Origin of the sequence: Ferroacidibacillus organovorans (genome assembly GCF_001516615.1) — a bacterium.
GTDB classification, from domain to species: domain Bacteria; phylum Bacillota; class Bacilli; order Alicyclobacillales; family SLC66; genus Ferroacidibacillus; species Ferroacidibacillus ferrooxidans_B.
This window is the reverse complement of record NZ_LPVJ01000055.1, coordinates 1-14,647: the sequence shown is the minus strand read 5'-3', so window position 1 is coordinate 14,647 and position 14,647 is coordinate 1. Positions and strand designations below refer to the sequence as shown.

Here is a 14,647-nt window from a genome sequence, read left to right as displayed (position 1 = left end):
AGAACGAACAGGAGAGATCGTCAGTGCTGAAACAATCATAAACTATGTGTGGGGAGACAGAGATACTGGTACGAGGGAAAACTTCAACGTCCAAATTTTGCGATTGCGCAAAAGAATCGAAATTGATTACCGATCACCGAAACTGATTCTCACTGTTCGAGGAAGTGGATATATTTTGATGACAAAGAATGGGGGATTTAGAGATGGATAAAAAGGGTTTATGTAGATAACACATGAGTTATGCAGTTGTCCCCAATAATTGGGTATTGGTAGGTTCAAACCATCCTCATTTCCAGTTTCGTTGGCCAAAAATCGCGTATAAGTCTTGCAAATTTCTTTGCGGGTGTGTCAAGATCAATCATGATCGAGTCTTGCTCATTTTTTCGAGTGGCTTGACGGGTACGACAGCGGATGCAGAGCAGATTGCGGATCACTTGGCCGTGTGTGCAATCTTCTTCTCCCGCTGTTTTTTGTTGCCAAGTTATGTACCGAACAAGCGTTTCAGCCGTGAAGAGCAGCGTCATGTGAGCGTGAATATGATTTTCGTTCGAGGAATGGCAATTGAGCATCCCGAGTTCTTGCTTTGCCGTACGGAACAAGACTTCAATGCGCCAGCGCTTCAGCCATGCCCCCATCACCTCAGAGGGCGCATCGTAACGATTACTGATAAGCAGATAGGCTCCTTTATACTCTGCAGCGACTTCCGTGATCTCTTCGGGCTCGTTCGGGTTCAAAAACGTGCTTGATTCCGTGTCTTCCTTGTTGTCTCGTGGCTTCATGCGTTTGCCGACAATGGCTGCAATTCGGGTGTATTTCATTTTCGTACAGGGTTGACCCCACCGATTCACGGAAGCCTTGGGCATTTTCATGAAGATATCTTCGCAAGCGACGGAGGCGATATCGACGCGCGTTTGCACCCTGAGCATCGGATAGACTTCCCGAATGAGATCTTTTGGACGTATCGGGACAAAGCGTTCACGTCCAGTGCCAGGTTCCATGACCCGTCGAAACATCTGCGTGTTCCGCTTGGCCTTCGTTACCCAGTCAAAGTCCGCTGACTCACACTGGATCAGGAAGGGTTTGCTAAAGTACCAGCGATCCATGACCACCCATAAACGACACGTGACCTGTTTTCTGACGGCCTGGAGCATCTGCCAGGCTGGGGCGGCTTTTGCGCTGCCTTGCCATCGACTTGTACCACCACCACCCCGGCGAGCGCGATGGCAATGATCCGCTCGCACCGACGAAACACCATCTTTCTTTTTGTTCCATCGCTCTCCCGCGCCCCCACCCGCACGCGCAATCCGCGCGGTGTCATCCATTTTTCCAGTTGACCCATCAAAAACTCGGCTAAAAACGCCAGTAAAACGGCCGGGATGGTTCCCGCCAAGACAATCGAGTTGCTCGCCATGCTAAGTCCTTGCAGAATCAGCGAACCAAGTCCACCCCCGCCCACCAAAGCTGCCAGCGTGGCAAATCCTACGGTAGAAACCAATGAAGAACGAATGCCTGTAAGAATGACCCGAAGCGCCAATGGAAGCTCAACAAACCAAAGGAGTTGCCATTTTGTGGATCCCATCCCAATCGCCGCTTCCTTTAACTCTGAGGCGACACCATCGATCCCTACGTACGTATTTCGGACAATGGGCATGAGCGCGTAGATAAAAAGTGCGACAATCGACGGAAGAACACCGATGCCAAGCCCAAATGTAATCATCAAGACAAGCAGCGCGAGACTCGGGATGGTTTGCACCGCATTGCTAAACCCGATAATCCATGGGTACAATTTGCGCACGCGAGTCGCCAGAATGGTCATCGGAACGGCGATCAAAACCGCCAATCCAATCGGAATCAACACCAAGACGATCTGTTGCTCTGTCGCCCTGATGATACTGCCTGTGTGTTGCGCAAAATACTGGAGCGTATGTTCAATCAACATCAGGATCGAAACGCCCCCTTCGCGACACTCGCAGGTCGTTTTGCCGCAGGGGATTGGGCAGCGCCGGAAGCTGCCTTGTGCGAGATCTCGCTGTCCACACTGCAGGCATTGATGCTGCGCAAGCCGTGTTCTTGAAAGCGTCCTAAAAGTCTTTGACGGCCGATGAAATTTGCGACAAACTCATCTGCCGGATTGCGCAGGATCTCCTCAGGCGAATCCATTTGCACGATGTGCCCGCCTTTCATCACGACGATGCGGTCGGCAAGACGCAATGCTTCGTCCATATCATGCGTAACGAATAGAATCGTTTTGTGCACGCTCTTTTGCAGTCGCTTCAACTCGTCCTGAAGCTGTTCCCGGGTAATCGGGTCAAGCGCCCCGAATGGCTCATCCATCAGGATGATCTCCGGGTCGTGCGCCAACGCGCGGAGCACACCGACGCGCTGTTGCTGACCACCGCTTAGTTCGACCGGATAGCGATCAAGATAGATGTCCGGGTCAAGATCCGCAAGTTCCAGCAACTCACGCGCTCGCGCGCGCCGCTTTACTTTCCCTACCCTCTGCAGTTTCAGCACAAAAGAAATATTTTCGGCAATCGTCAAATGTGGCATCAAGCCAATCTGCTGGATGACATACCCCAACCGTCTGCGTAGTTCGACTGGCGGATAGGATCTCGCATCGCGCTGGTCAATCTCGATCGTTCCAGACGTCGGTTCAACCAGACGGTTTACCATGCGCAGTGTCGTCGATTTCCCACACCCTGACGGCCCGATAAGCACGACGAACTCTCCGCGCTCGATGGACAGATTGAGATGATCAACGGCAACAGTTTGATCTACATAAGATTTAGTTAAATCGATAAAACGTAGAATTGTTCATTCAACCCCTTTTCCGGCACTTAGGCGCAACAAATCAATACCCGTGACGTATCGCGGGCAATGCAACTGCGACCCACCCTTCTTGGTGGATTTCCTTGGCCAACGCGCATCTTGAGTCAAGCAAAAGAAGGTGTTGGATCATTCGCTGTATGGGGATTGGAAAGAAAAATGAGCGGCACATGGTCGCCACCAGTATTCGCCTACGAGGTTAGCTGACGGATTCGGCGGATCTTACACGCCTAAGAGCGACTGCGGGCGCAGTCCACCCTATTCACCCCACAAATGGTTCCCCCGTTCTCCCAAAAGGAGATTCGGCCCTTCCCGCGGTACCAAGATGATTTACTGAGATTACTATACCACAATCGCTAAAGGTTGACATCGTGGTGGATTACTATACTGGGCAGGTTAAAGAAAAGAGCTTAACAGAAAGGGCCTTCTCAGAAAATCTGAGAAAGCCCGTCAAATCAAGGTATTTTGGAGCCAGCGACAGGAGTCGAACCCGCGACCTACTGATTACAAGGCTATCCACATCCGTTTACTCGATGTATTCAGACAAACAAAATCCCGATAAACTAAGGAAAATCACGGATGATTCACAGCTCTCTTGTGTTTTTAGTCCATGATGTACACTGAATTTACGAAGTCCGCACACAATCAGCACACAAAATAATTGATCGCAGGGAGCTTACACTATGCCCGAAGAATCGCGGCTTACCCCATGGAGACTGTTTGAAGTGCCTTTCCCTCTTCAGTTCCCCGAACCAGAGAGGCGTGAGGTTCAAAGAGACGACCATCTCGATATCAAAATGGTACGCGATCCATGGAGAGTTAACCCTGCATTCCGTCCGTCTGTTATTCAAGCCAATTTCCTGTACCAAATGAATGATCCGCATGACGCCAATATAGACAATCTCCTGAATGTACTGTATACACATCCGGATGACGCGGCAGCGATGGCGGGGAACAGTATGAGTTCAGCTGATAAAGCATATCTGAAGAGCCTTGGAGGTTCGAGGAACTTTGTACATTCGTACATCACGCACATTGGATATCCCATCAGTTTTGATCCCATCCGCGAAGTGCTCCTGACTGGCTATCCGCTTACCGTTAAACCCAAGTCTAGTCAGGAAGTTGTAAAAGCCTTTTTAAACTTAAATTTAACATACGGAAACACTGCGAGTAACTCCGACCGTGCGACCATTCTTACGTTTGTCGCAGATTACGGGTTCTTCATTCCCTTTGTCCCTTTATCAGGCATGAATGGGGACCGCATCTATGCACCCCATATCAGCATCATGCAGGTAAGAGAGTACCACGATTCCCTATGGATGGCCTTTCCGCCTGCATTCGACCCCATCTCCTCAAAAGCCACTTCCAATTTCGATCTATTGCTACATTCGTTGTCCGGGCAGATAGCAAAGCCTACTCCCTACCGCGATCCTAATACCTTGACGCGCTCGCGATTTCAAACCCGCTGGCTTTACTATTTCGAAGCCTTCCGCGTCTGGCACGAGGCTGCGACGACATTACAATCCATGCGTCCGAACGAAATTGATTACACGGACAAGCCGCCCGGAACTTTGACAATGACCCAGTGGTTGTTCAAGACCTTGGTAAAATCCTGTATGCACGCCGCCATGAATGCGGAACCACTTGCCCGCAACGAAGCGGGATTGAGTCACTTTCGCATCTACGATAATACACTTAGCGTCGAGGGTTCCTATCCATGTTCTGTAGTTTTGATGGACCTCCACGGGCGATTGCATCGTATGTTTGAAGAGGAAACCGAAGGCTTGAAAGTAAAGGTATCTTGCATGGCGAGCGGATGTAACGGAACGTTGACAAAGGGCCACGACAAATACCGCATAGCAAAAGAATGCGGTGAAGAGTGGAGATATTGTTCAGTTCATGAAAACCGCAAAGGGAAATCGGCATTTCGCGCGATATGCAAGCAACATCCAGAACATGAGAAAGCCGCCGCGTGGTTGAACGAAATTAGGGAGATGGAGAGGATGAGACGTAAAAGGAAAAAGCGATCTTCAGCCATTCAGCAACCGTAGCAAGTCATCAACTTTCATATCAGCGTCGCGGAGAATCCCTTTGAGCGTCCCCTTATCCAATTCGTCATGAAGTGGGACAGCGACAGTCATCATGTGCCCCTGTTTGGTCAGGATCACATGGCTTCCCTTTTGTCGCCGTCTCGACCATCCAAACTGTTCCAATGCCTGAATCATCTGCAAGCCTGACACAACAGGCAATCGCGGCATTCCTATAACTCCAGTTCAATCACATCTGCGCGCGGGTCAATCGGCGTGTGAGGCTCTTCAAAGAGTGGCCATCCCTCTCCCCTACGAACGTCGAGACATAACTCCGCCGCTTCCCGAATATTCGTGATGGCTTCTGCTCGCGTCTTTCCTTGCGAGCGACACCCCGGAATAGATGGGCACTCCGCAAGGATATAGCCATCTTCTCCGTTTTTCAAAACTACCTTTACTCGGTCCAAGTTCTTCAGCATCCCCACACTCATCTAGCAGCACCTCCATAGTATGCACCATTGTATGAATTCAGAACCCAGCAACGCCTTTACGTACACTCAGTATAACTCCGAAGTACAAAATTCCGCCAGTATCCGCCAGCAAATCAAAATACACCATCGTTGAGCCCCTATGATACACATTATCCACAGATTCCACAGTGTTTGTTATTAATCTTAGAAAAACAGAGAGGAGATAAACAAATGATCGAAATGGCTCAGGATTCGCCACTGATGTTGACACCGCATGAGGCAGCCGAGATTCTGCGCGTGTCTCCGCAACATGTGTACAGTTTAGCGGCGCAAGGACTTATCCCTTGCGTTCGGGTTGGTCGCGCCGTGCGAATAGAACGCGTCGCGCTGACTGAATTCATCCGAACCGGCGGACGTACCTATGCAGGCGGATGGAAACGACAAGCATCTTCACCAACGATTGTAAAATCGTCAGGACGAAGGGGGAATAACAAATGACAGACAGAAAGGCCGCGCCTGACCGCGCGGCAGTACCTCAAACATCTATTGACATCATTGTAGCACAAAACTACGGCATGCTAGATCATGTCCAAGCCTTACGTACGCTTGGTTTGCGAATTTTTCCGGTAGCCGAACGTAGTAAGCTCCCGGCCATAGCAGGCGGACATGGGCATTTGGACGCAACGACGGACGAAGTGACAATCAGAAATTGGTGGATGGGCCATCCGTGCGCCAATATCGGGCACCGACCCGATGACGATGAATTCTATCTCGATGTGGACGGCGGCGACGAGTCCCTGCGGAAGCTGACCGCCATCGGTCAGTTGCCCATCACACCGACGACAAAGACGCCGCGCGGGTATCATTTGCGCTTTCGTTCGACAGGCATTCATATTCCTCAGCGCAAACTCCAGCGATTCCAAGCGGAGACGAAAACGAGCAGCGGCTATGTCCTCTTGCCGCCGTCTGTACATCCGTCAGGTGCGCGGTACGAGTGGTTATTTGATCCATGGACAACACCCGTAGCAGAGTGTCCCAAATGGCTTTTACGCCTAATCTTGGAAGCGGATGGCTCATACGGCCACAATGCTTCAGTCAGCAACCCGGATCACCTGGACGAACTCAGGCGAATCGCAAAAGCAGGCCTGAGGGATGGAGAGGGGCGCAACAACGCTGCCTATCGATTATACGGGTTACTAATCTCTCCGCCGCGTGAAGGGCTCGACGTGTATGCCGCCCGCGATCTAATTCGACATTGGAACGCGGCCAACATCCCGCCACTATTCGAGCGAGAATTATCACGGGTCTTCCGCTCGCGTGAATTGCGGGAACTCCATCGTCGCGGATGTGGCCGCCATGAGTAGAGATACAGCCAAACGTCTGTCAGAGGAACAGGAGTGGCAGAGAAATCAAGGGAGCAGACGAGCGGATATTCCGCCCGTTCCGCTCCGGCAGATGCCCGTCGAACCTTTTCCGATAAACGTATTTCCTGAACGTCTGCGATGTTTCATCACCGAGGCGGCGAAGTCTCTGAACTGCCCACCTGATTTCGTGGCTCTATCCATGCTATCCGTCGCGGGCTCCTGCATTGGCACATCGGCCGCGATCCGCGCAAAAGCTGACTGGATCGAATTTGCCCGCATCTGGTCCATCATTCTTGGCGATCCCGGCAGCGGTAAAACGCCACCTCTTGAATTAGTTATGCATCCGATTCACGAATGGCAAAACAAGAGAGCAGATGAGTACAAACGCGCACTTGAGGACTACAAGAAAGCTCTAGCGGCATGGGAGCAGAATCACGAAGGGAAGCGCCCGGCACAGCCTGAGATGGAACAGGCATTCACGACTGATACAACACTAGAAGCTTTAGCCGATCTATTAGAAATTCGACCGCGTGGCGTGCTCTTGTATCAAGATGAGGCGGCAGGATTCATCACTTCGTTCAATCAGTACAAGGGCGGACGGGGAAATGATCGTCAGCGGGCATTAACTCTCTGGAGTGGGTCCCCTATTACGCTAAACCGCAAGAACCGGAAATTGCATATCCCCAAGCCCTTTGTATGTTTTCTGGGTGGCATGCAACCTGCCGTACTAACGGACTTGCGGGGCGAGATGTCGGAACGCGATGGGTTCATACATCGATTTCTTTTTGTCTATCCCGATCCACTCCCTCTGCGCCGCACAAGTGAAGAGTTATCGAATGAATCGCGAACGGCATGGGATACGACCTGTCAGGCATTGATGGAATATACGTCGTGTGAGGATGGTAGCCCGCGCATCGTCAATTTTACAACGGATGGCCTCGCTTCGTGGCATGACTGGCTGGATGCCCATTATGCCGAACAGAACGCGGATGATTTCTTATATCATCTGCGTGGACCTTGGGCGAAATTACAGAGTTACACACTTCGATTGGCCCTCATCCTGCACATGCTGCGCGTTGTTTGTAACGACATCGAGGATATGATTGATGTTGATGCCGAAACGATGGCGCGCACAGGCGCACTCATGAAGTACCTGAAATCTCACGCGCGGAGGATATATGCTAATCTTCGAGATACTCCCAGCGAACGTCGCATGATGCAGGTAGCTCAATGGCTACAACGAAAAGGAGGCATAGCAAGCGACCAGGACATTCTTAAAGCTCAGGTAGCGGGATTAAAGACAGCGGATGACACGCGCCGCCTGCTCGAAACAATGAATCAACGCGGGCATGTGACGCTGACGCCTGACCCCGGTGGACGCAAGAAAATCATTGTGAATCTGGTTACGGATCAAATCGACGGATAATCCCAACCACACTACCAGAAAAATAGAAAAACCCGGTAAATGGTGATCCGGCCATTCTACAAAAGGGGTTTTCAAGCATCCAATAACCCGGCAAACTACCCCATGGAACCCGGTAAACACATCTGCGAACAATTGATTCTCTGGTGTTACCGGGTGATTTACCGGGTAGAAATTTATTGAAGAATTCGCGTCATCCTGCCACATTTCTACGTTTACCGGGTTTACGGGTTTACCGATTAAACGAGAGAATGTTTTGGAATCGAACCTCAAGAAGAATAATTACCGTGGTCGCTATCCTCAAACGCTTTAAGCACTTTTCCAGCTGACGTTTTCCATTCAGTTCGGCCATTTGCACTTCGTCCTAAAACGACTGATGCCGCCTGTGATGGACTAGAAAAGAAATAATTTATGGTAAACCTGTAACCATTTGCCCCTTGCTGTACAATCCCCTGATCCATGAGACTCTTTCGCAATTTGACGATCCCAGATGGTATGGAAGCCGCCTCACTGTTTGCCATTGTAGAATCTTTAAATACGACAAAGCCCTCTGATGTTACGACTCCCCTAGCGTCTGCTCCGCGAGTCGCCTGAATGAAAAATACCGGGCTCTCTAAGGTTTCGGCAGTGATAATCTCATCCAGCCCTTTATAACCAAGTGTACTGATTAACAGCGCAGCATTGCCAATAAATTCTTCCATTTCTGCTGCATCTGGTTCTGAGATAGCTGGTCTAACTGGCATCTTAGTATTATCAATTGACACTTTAGCTGCTTTCGTCGCCATCTCAACAAATCGATACTCCATATATCTAACATGAGCTTTGTTGAGATTTTCATCCTTGCTCACAATAGCAAATGCCTCTTGCCAAAACTCTTTCTTATCTAAATGCTGTCTCAGACGTTCCGCTATTCCCTCAGTCTCCCCAACGTACAGAACATCCCTAGCGGGGTCGGCAACGTCTTTGCCAACCAGAAGATATGATCCCGCACCGCGAAGATCCGTACGATCAGATGCGCGAGCAGCAAAAAGTCTAGGGATGCGATATACCTTTCCTGTCCAGTTCGATAATTCTGCCTGAATCATTCCCGAAGTTGAGCCGTCGATTAGATAGAGTCTAATGGTCTTACTGGGCTGCGGCATGGTCAAAACACCTCCGAGGATAAAGAGGAATACATGGCGCAGAAATCGTTTTCACCCATAATGGCCGCTTCAATTTCAGATGTGATTCGAAACCTCAATTCATCAACTTCTCGTTTCCTATGTTCTATCTTTTGTCTCATCTCCATTGCTTGCTTAACCAGTTCATACTGTAATTCAAGTGGCGGCAAAGGTACGGAATAACTAGCGATCATTTCTGCGTTTAAATTAGGCTGATTGTTCCCACTAGCAAGTTGCCTGAGATTTTCATACTCACTCATCAAATAAAGCCATAAGTGATCACTCACCACAATTGGGTGCTAACGCGTCGGCGGCTGCATCTTGCATACTGGGAATCACGTGGCTGTATACATTCAGTGTCATGGTAATGTCGGCATGTCCAAGACGTTCAGCCACGATTTTGGGATTTAGGCCTGCTTTCATAAGTTGAGTGGCTACAGTATGCCGAAGATCATATAGCCTTACATGATTGGGTAAACCCGCTTTCCTCAATGATGGTTTGAAGTAGCGTTTGGCTAAATTGTCATGATCCAGTGGCTCACCGTTAGTCGCGACGAACACAAATCCGTGATCGTGGTATAAGTCTCTGTGTGCCATTATGTACTCCCTTTGGATCTTTGCGTATTGACGTAGAACCGCCGCCGTTGGCTCGGATAAAGTTATAGACCGGCGGCTCCCCACAGTCTTCGTATCCTTTTCTCTCCATCCGTTCTGTGTTCGTTCCAATGATCGTTGAATACGTACAGTTCGCATCTCATTCTCTAGGTCTGTCCATTTGATTGCTAGGGCTTCGCCTGGTCTGCATCCGGAATCTAACATGAACTTGAAAAGGGGATAAATCGAAGCGCCTGTTTCGATCGGCCATAGTGTTTTGACAGTATCCAGGAACAGCCTGATTTCGTGAGTGTCCAGCGGCCTAAGCTCTTGTTTCTTGATGGCTTTCGGGCGTTGCACGAATTCTAACGGATTTCGTTCGATCTTTCGCGTCTCCACTGCTTTTCTCATGGCCTGTTTCAAAATTGTATGTACATACTGACCGGTTCTGCCGCCACTTTCGGAAGTCACCTCATCGATTGCTTCTTGAAATGCCTTCTGCATGTTCTGCGCTTTCGCCAGTGTGTACTTTCCAAGTCGTGGTACAATCTTGTCTGCCATGTAGCGCTGATAGTCCCCAAACGTGCGCTCTGATACCTGCTGTTTTGCCCACACGCCTAGCCATTCTTCAAGCCACTCCTTTACTGTCAACTTTGAGTAATCGATTAAAGCGCCATCATCTCGCTTTGTTTCTAGCCGCTTCGCTTCACGATCAGCGTCTTTACGAGTACCAGTCACGTTATATGAGATATAATTCCGTTTCCCATTCTCATCAAGTCCGTCATAAATACGGACTAACCATGTCGATCTACCATCTGCTGATTTTCTTTTACGTTCTACAATTTGAGCCATATCATTCATCCCTTCGTTGAGTCTACTTACTCCAAAGACTAAACGGAAGATGAGCACACGTCAAGCACACAGTGTTGTTTTTATCCTTATTGCACAAGGGTTTATAGGATGTCAGTCTGATTTATAATCAGTAGGTCTATCGGAATCATTGCGGCTATTGCCTTATATTTAACGCTTCGGCGCTTTTTGCAATCGATCATGTAAAAGGTTCAGGCAGGCTGCCATTGATTTAAGCCCTGTCGTGCGCACTTCTTCTAACTCCTTCATGAGGCGGGTGTATGTGCGCCAGTGCATGCCCTTGGGCTTGTCGATCCGCATATCTGTAAGTAGGCCACCCGGTTCCTGTATGCTCAGTTTGTATTTAATTCGCTCCATTTTTCGAGCCATCTGCTTGGGTATGTTCCCAGACTCCTGCCGACTGGTATAGGTCAACCCACAGCATTCACGGCAAAGAAATAGACTACTGCCAAGATAAAGAATTGCCGCGCGGTGTTCGCATTTCGGACAGAGGAACCAGGGGCGCTGACCGCCATAGCCGCAAGCGGTGTACGCGATGCGAACTTCCTCGTGCACTTCTTTCCATGACCCGCCGTTGAAACGGTGTGAATACACAAGACATACACGGCCATCGCCTACGTGTGTGCACATGCTTCCTATACGCTGTCCAGCGAGTTTCCATGAGGTTTGAATTACAAAGCCGGGTTGCAATAGACTATCTCGTGTCCATGCGCGTATGTCTATCTGCTTGACGGCTTCCGCGCTCCTCTTTGGTGTGTTGCTCGAATGCCATCCATACCGACCTGAACCAAGTTCACCCATATCGCATAGCCTCCTTTGATATTTACCGAAATCATAAGGCAAGTTTACCATTCTGGTTCGCTGATTAGTGACAATCAAGGTTCTCAAAGTTCATTCTGTGATAGAATTCAACTAGACTGCATGGCAAATATAGAATGCGCAAATGGGGATCGAATGGATGAACATAGAACTAAAACGAGATGGTAACGGTCGTATATTTAGTCACGTTAGACAGATTTGGTTACACGAAACGCCAGAAGAGCGGGTCAGACAAGAATACTTGCGAACTTTGGTCAATGAATATGGCTATTCGTTGGGGCAGATCGCGGAGGAAATGGCTGTCGTAGAGCGCGGATCTAGCAAGGCGAGGGCAGACTTTTTGATATGGAGAACCCCGGAGGACAAGGCAAGCGGGCTAAAACCGCTAATCGTCGTAGAATGCAAGGCAGATAACGTGACCATCGATCAGAGTACCTATACGCAGGGTTCAAATTATGCGCAATATACGGGCGCACGCTTCTTCGTCACGCATAATCACCGGGAGACGAAGTACTTCAAAGTTGATCACGCGCGCATGGCTCCGAACTTCGATGAAATAGAGGATATCCCCCATGCGGACGCAACCAGTAAAGAGATTGACGCGCTCATTGCACGCCTCAAGACGTTCAAAGAGGATGAGTTTGCCGATTTGCTGGGGCGATGCCATGACATCATCCGCAATCGGGAACACCTGGACCCGGCAGCAGCTTTTGATGAAATTGCCAAGATTCTTTTCGTCAAGACGGGCCTGGAACGGCGATTGCGGCAAGGGCACACGAGAAGGAACTTGTTTTCTACCGAATTCGTAGAGGAACAAAGGAAGATCTATGGTGATCCGGTGGATACCCTGTTTCGGGAAACAAAAGCGGAGTATCGAGCTGACTTTATCTTCCAGAATGATGAGAAAATTAATCTGAAGTATGCAACCGTTATTGCTATTGTGAAGGAACTGGAGCGATATAACCTCTCGGATACGTCCGAGGACATTAAAGGCATTGCGTTTGAACGTTTCTTAGGTCGAACGTTCCGGGGGAAATTGGTCAGTTCTTTACCCCTCGTCCTATTGTGGAATTCATGGTGCGCATGTTGAACCCCAGAGAAGGCGATATCGTTTGTGACCCAGCCAGCGGGTCGGGTGGTTTCCTCATTCGCTTTTTCGAGATGGTTCGCCAGCAGATCATGGCGGATGCTGACCGCGAGTATCAGACGTACAGAGAGGCGACGGAAGCGGATATTAGTCTGACGGAGGCGGATCGAGCGCATCTCCTGTCTGAAAGGTATTCGGAAATTCAGCAATCACTTGATCCATCCATAGAGGGTTCGCGCATGTGGAAGCTGTCGAATCGATGTATTTATGGAACGGACGCGAATGATCGGATGGCCCGCACGTCCAAGATGAACATGATTATGCACGGAGACGGTCATGGGGGCGTACACCATCACAATGGGTTTCTAAACGTCAATGGCATCTTTGAGGAACGATTCGATATCATCTTGACCAACCCTCCGTTTGGAGCTAGCGTAGAGCCTACTGACGTAGTGCTTGACGGGGACATTCACATATCTCCCGATGTGGAGCGCCTCTATGAGGAACGGTATGGGGAGCCGTACAAGTTAGCCCGACGGAAAGTAAATGCAGTTAAAGGGCAACCAATCGCGACCCTGTTTCAGTTGCCGAAGAAGAACAGTGGAAAAGTTTCCAAGGTTAAGACCGAAATTCTTTTCATCGAGCGCTGCCTTGATCTTTTGAAACCGGGTGGTCGGCTTGGCATCGTGTTGCCGGAGGGCATCTTCAATAATCCCTCTTTGGCCTATGTTCGAGAGTTCGTGGAGGATCGCGCGAAGATTCTCGCCGTGGTGAGTCTGCCGCAAGAAACATTCATGTCCAGCGGGGCATCCGTAAAGGCATCCCTTCTGTTTTTGCGAAAGTTTGATGAGCAGGAGCGGGCGGATTTCAACGCCAAGAAAGTAGCAGTACAAATCGAGACGGAGTCAAAGTACGCTGACGAAATCACGGCGGCGTGCGTGCGTTTAGAGGCTGCCATATCAGCGGCGAAGAAGTCCCGCGACGCAGTGGCGCGGAAAACTGCACAAAAGAATTTGACCACTTATCAGAAGACGATGAATGAGCGTATTAGGCTTGAAGCTAGAACTTTGCTCAAGGAACGATTTGATTACCCAGTGTTTATGTACGAGGCGGAGCATGTCGGCATCACGGCCACTGCTGAGGCAGACGATAACGAGTTGTATCCGAATCCGCGCGTCCCTACCAACGTGGATAAGACGGCGCTAGAACTATTCCGGGAATTTGAGAAGGACCCGACGCCTTTTTCGTCTAGGCCCCTCGTGTGAGAACGCCAAAACGAGGGGCTTTGCAGTAAGGTTTTTACGGATGTCTCGATGGGACCCGGCAAGTTACGAGGGTATTGTATGGAACTGGCCTGAATCAGTCATGGCAAAAATCGGCTCTGTTGTACGATTGCGCAAGGAAAAAGTTGATCCAAAAATAACGCCGTTCTCGGCATTGCATCTTATCACGATACACTTTGATGGATCAGTGTCCGAAAGGAAAATCGAATCTTCGCGTCAATATACGATGGATATGTACTGGGCGCGTCCACGTGACATTGTTGTCGCTAAAATTGATTTGAAAAATGGTGCCGTTAGTGTAATTCCAGACGATTGGTGCAATGTGGCAGTTACAAATCACTTTGCCGTTTATGAGCCTGACGAAAAGTTGATTTTTCCTGAGTATCTTCGTCTCATTGTTCAGGTTAGCTTCTTTAAGGCATACCTGAATCGTAACAAGGTTGGCGCTGAGGGAAGGAAGGAAGTTAAACTCGATTTCTTTGAATCTATAAAAATCCCCCTCCCTCCCCTCGATGTCCAGCGGGCCATTGTGCAGAAGTGGGGGATGCGCAGGCGGAGATTGAGTCAAGGATTAGAGACATAGAGATGCTACAAAAATCAGTCTCATCTATTATACAAAACACACTAAGAAACAATGGGGATGAGAAAAATGTACGACCTAAATACTTTGCCATGAGTTATGCAGTTGTCCCCAATAATTGGGTATTGGTAGGTTCAAACCATC

16 protein-coding genes, 1 pseudogene and 1 riboswitch are annotated in these 14,647 nt (G+C 49.4%); of the genes and pseudogenes, 8 read left to right on the top strand and 9 right to left on the bottom strand.

Going from position 1 to position 14,647, the window contains the following annotated elements:
- The coding region (locus ATW55_RS15865) for a winged helix-turn-helix domain-containing protein (protein WP_160327246.1) at nucleotides 1–211 on the top strand (211 nt) is incomplete at its 5' end.
- Nucleotides 212–275: 64 nt separating this feature from the next.
- On the opposite strand, the gene ATW55_RS12320 is transcribed toward ATW55_RS15865, so the two are convergent.
- The 3 genes and pseudogenes from ATW55_RS12320 to ATW55_RS12310 form a co-directional block, all read right to left on the bottom strand.
- On the bottom strand, nucleotides 276–1,151 hold the full coding sequence (locus ATW55_RS12320) for a transposase (protein ID WP_160327245.1): 876 nt from the start codon (nucleotides 1,149–1,151) through the stop codon (nucleotides 276–278).
- Nucleotides 1,070–1,939, bottom strand: coding sequence for an ABC transporter permease (locus ATW55_RS12315; protein ID WP_082685827.1), 870 nt, complete (start codon nucleotides 1,937–1,939; stop codon nucleotides 1,070–1,072). The genes ATW55_RS12320 and ATW55_RS12315 overlap by 82 nt, the downstream gene beginning before the upstream one ends.
- A 143-nt stretch (nucleotides 1,940–2,082) precedes the next feature.
- Nucleotides 2,083–2,811, bottom strand: a pseudogene (locus tag ATW55_RS12310) (ABC transporter ATP-binding protein); the annotation flags it as partial.
- Between the two features lie 188 nt (nucleotides 2,812–2,999).
- A riboswitch (cyclic di-AMP (ydaO/yuaA leader) is annotated at nucleotides 3,000–3,144 on the bottom strand.
- A 365-nt stretch (nucleotides 3,145–3,509) separates the two neighbouring features.
- Here ATW55_RS12310 and ATW55_RS12305 point away from each other — a divergent pair.
- Complete coding sequence (locus tag ATW55_RS12305) at nucleotides 3,510–4,877, top strand: hypothetical protein (protein WP_067714069.1); 1,368 nt, start codon at nucleotides 3,510–3,512, stop codon at nucleotides 4,875–4,877.
- Here the strand turns inward: ATW55_RS12305 and ATW55_RS12300 are convergent.
- Nucleotides 4,857–5,084 (bottom strand): type II toxin-antitoxin system HicA family toxin, encoded by a 228-nt coding sequence (locus ATW55_RS12300; RefSeq protein WP_067714067.1) that lies wholly within the window; start codon nucleotides 5,082–5,084, stop codon nucleotides 4,857–4,859. The two genes, ATW55_RS12305 and ATW55_RS12300, sit on opposite strands and share 21 nt — an antisense overlap.
- 2 nt (nucleotides 5,085–5,086) lie before the next feature.
- Nucleotides 5,087–5,344, bottom strand: coding sequence for a type II toxin-antitoxin system HicB family antitoxin (locus ATW55_RS12295; protein WP_201024936.1), 258 nt, complete (start codon nucleotides 5,342–5,344; stop codon nucleotides 5,087–5,089).
- 210 nt (nucleotides 5,345–5,554) lie between these two features.
- Between ATW55_RS12295 and ATW55_RS12290 the strand changes: the two genes are divergently transcribed.
- Genes ATW55_RS12290 through ATW55_RS12280 form a run of 3 tightly spaced genes read left to right on the top strand, consistent with a single transcriptional unit; the run spans nucleotide 5,555 to nucleotide 8,113 of the window.
- Nucleotides 5,555–5,821 (top strand): helix-turn-helix domain-containing protein, encoded by a 267-nt coding sequence (locus ATW55_RS12290; RefSeq protein ID WP_067714065.1) that lies wholly within the window; start codon nucleotides 5,555–5,557, stop codon nucleotides 5,819–5,821.
- Entirely contained in the window at nucleotides 5,818–6,687 is an 870-nt protein-coding gene (locus ATW55_RS12285; protein WP_067714061.1) for a bifunctional DNA primase/polymerase, read from the top strand. The genes ATW55_RS12290 and ATW55_RS12285 overlap by 4 nt, the downstream gene beginning before the upstream one ends.
- Nucleotides 6,680–8,113 (top strand): YfjI family protein, encoded by a 1,434-nt coding sequence (locus ATW55_RS12280; protein ID WP_067714059.1) that lies wholly within the window; start codon nucleotides 6,680–6,682, stop codon nucleotides 8,111–8,113. The genes ATW55_RS12285 and ATW55_RS12280 overlap by 8 nt, the downstream gene beginning before the upstream one ends.
- A gap of 266 nt (nucleotides 8,114–8,379) precedes the next feature.
- Here ATW55_RS12280 and ATW55_RS12275 read toward each other — a convergent pair whose 3' ends face one another.
- From ATW55_RS12275 to ATW55_RS12260, 4 genes are all read right to left on the bottom strand, one after another.
- On the bottom strand, nucleotides 8,380–9,252 hold the full coding sequence (locus ATW55_RS12275; protein ID WP_067714057.1) for a GIY-YIG nuclease family protein: 873 nt from the start codon (nucleotides 9,250–9,252) through the stop codon (nucleotides 8,380–8,382).
- Between the two features lie 2 nt (nucleotides 9,253–9,254).
- Nucleotides 9,255–9,557 carry a restriction endonuclease subunit S gene (locus ATW55_RS12270; RefSeq protein ID WP_268753400.1) on the bottom strand — a complete coding sequence of 101 codons (303 nt, stop codon included), beginning with the start codon at nucleotides 9,555–9,557 and terminating at the stop codon, nucleotides 9,255–9,257.
- Nucleotides 9,550–10,716, bottom strand: a complete 1,167-nt coding sequence (locus tag ATW55_RS12265; RefSeq protein ID WP_067718093.1) for a tyrosine-type recombinase/integrase — start codon at nucleotides 10,714–10,716, stop codon at nucleotides 9,550–9,552. The genes ATW55_RS12270 and ATW55_RS12265 overlap by 8 nt, the downstream gene beginning before the upstream one ends.
- Before the next feature lie 168 nt (nucleotides 10,717–10,884).
- Complete coding sequence (locus ATW55_RS12260) at nucleotides 10,885–11,364, bottom strand: hypothetical protein (protein WP_160327147.1); 480 nt, start codon at nucleotides 11,362–11,364, stop codon at nucleotides 10,885–10,887.
- 313 nt (nucleotides 11,365–11,677) lie between these two features.
- On the opposite strand from ATW55_RS12260, the gene ATW55_RS16565 reads away from it, so the two are divergent.
- From ATW55_RS16565 to ATW55_RS12250, 3 genes are all read left to right on the top strand, one after another.
- Complete coding sequence (locus ATW55_RS16565; RefSeq protein WP_201024986.1) at nucleotides 11,678–12,643, top strand: type I restriction enzyme HsdR N-terminal domain-containing protein; 966 nt, start codon at nucleotides 11,678–11,680, stop codon at nucleotides 12,641–12,643.
- A complete protein-coding gene (locus tag ATW55_RS16560) occupies nucleotides 12,637–13,905 on the top strand; it encodes an HsdM family class I SAM-dependent methyltransferase (RefSeq protein ID WP_201024985.1) in 1,269 nt (422 codons plus the stop codon). The genes ATW55_RS16565 and ATW55_RS16560 overlap by 7 nt, the downstream gene beginning before the upstream one ends.
- 100 nt (nucleotides 13,906–14,005) lie before the next feature.
- Entirely contained in the window at nucleotides 14,006–14,506 is a 501-nt protein-coding gene (locus tag ATW55_RS12250) for a restriction endonuclease subunit S (protein WP_160327244.1), read from the top strand.
- Nucleotides 14,507–14,647: the final 141 nt, after the last annotated feature.

What these genes read in the sequence shown, in the direction of transcription:
- ATW55_RS12285 (WP_067714061.1), top strand. Translation starts at nt 5,818, where the DNA reads ATGACAGACAGAAAGGCCGCGCCTGACCGCGCGGCAGTACCTCAAACA.
- ATW55_RS12280 (WP_067714059.1), top strand. Translation starts at nt 6,680, where the DNA reads ATGAGTAGAGATACAGCCAAACGTCTGTCAGAGGAACAGGAGTGGCAG.
- ATW55_RS12265 (WP_067718093.1), bottom strand. Translation starts at nt 10,716, where the DNA reads ATGGCTCAAATTGTAGAACGTAAAAGAAAATCAGCAGATGGTAGATCG.
- ATW55_RS12320 (WP_160327245.1), bottom strand. Translation starts at nt 1,151, where the DNA reads ATGCTCCAGGCCGTCAGAAAACAGGTCACGTGTCGTTTATGGGTGGTC.
- ATW55_RS16565 (WP_201024986.1), top strand. Translation starts at nt 11,678, where the DNA reads ATGGGGATCGAATGGATGAACATAGAACTAAAACGAGATGGTAACGGT.
- ATW55_RS12315 (WP_082685827.1), bottom strand. Translation starts at nt 1,939, where the DNA reads ATGTTGATTGAACATACGCTCCAGTATTTTGCGCAACACACAGGCAGT.
- ATW55_RS12250 (WP_160327244.1), top strand. Translation starts at nt 14,006, where the DNA reads ATGGCAAAAATCGGCTCTGTTGTACGATTGCGCAAGGAAAAAGTTGAT.
- ATW55_RS12260 (WP_160327147.1), bottom strand. Translation starts at nt 11,364, where the DNA reads ATGTGCACACACGTAGGCGATGGCCGTGTATGTCTTGTGTATTCACAC.
- ATW55_RS16560 (WP_201024985.1), top strand. Translation starts at nt 12,637, where the DNA reads ATGTTGAACCCCAGAGAAGGCGATATCGTTTGTGACCCAGCCAGCGGG.
- ATW55_RS12300 (WP_067714067.1), bottom strand. Translation starts at nt 5,084, where the DNA reads ATGCCGCGATTGCCTGTTGTGTCAGGCTTGCAGATGATTCAGGCATTG.
- ATW55_RS12305 (WP_067714069.1), top strand. Translation starts at nt 3,510, where the DNA reads ATGCCCGAAGAATCGCGGCTTACCCCATGGAGACTGTTTGAAGTGCCT.
- ATW55_RS12295 (WP_201024936.1), bottom strand. Translation starts at nt 5,344, where the DNA reads ATGAGTGTGGGGATGCTGAAGAACTTGGACCGAGTAAAGGTAGTTTTG.
- ATW55_RS12290 (WP_067714065.1), top strand. Translation starts at nt 5,555, where the DNA reads ATGATCGAAATGGCTCAGGATTCGCCACTGATGTTGACACCGCATGAG.
- ATW55_RS12275 (WP_067714057.1), bottom strand. Translation starts at nt 9,252, where the DNA reads ATGCCGCAGCCCAGTAAGACCATTAGACTCTATCTAATCGACGGCTCA.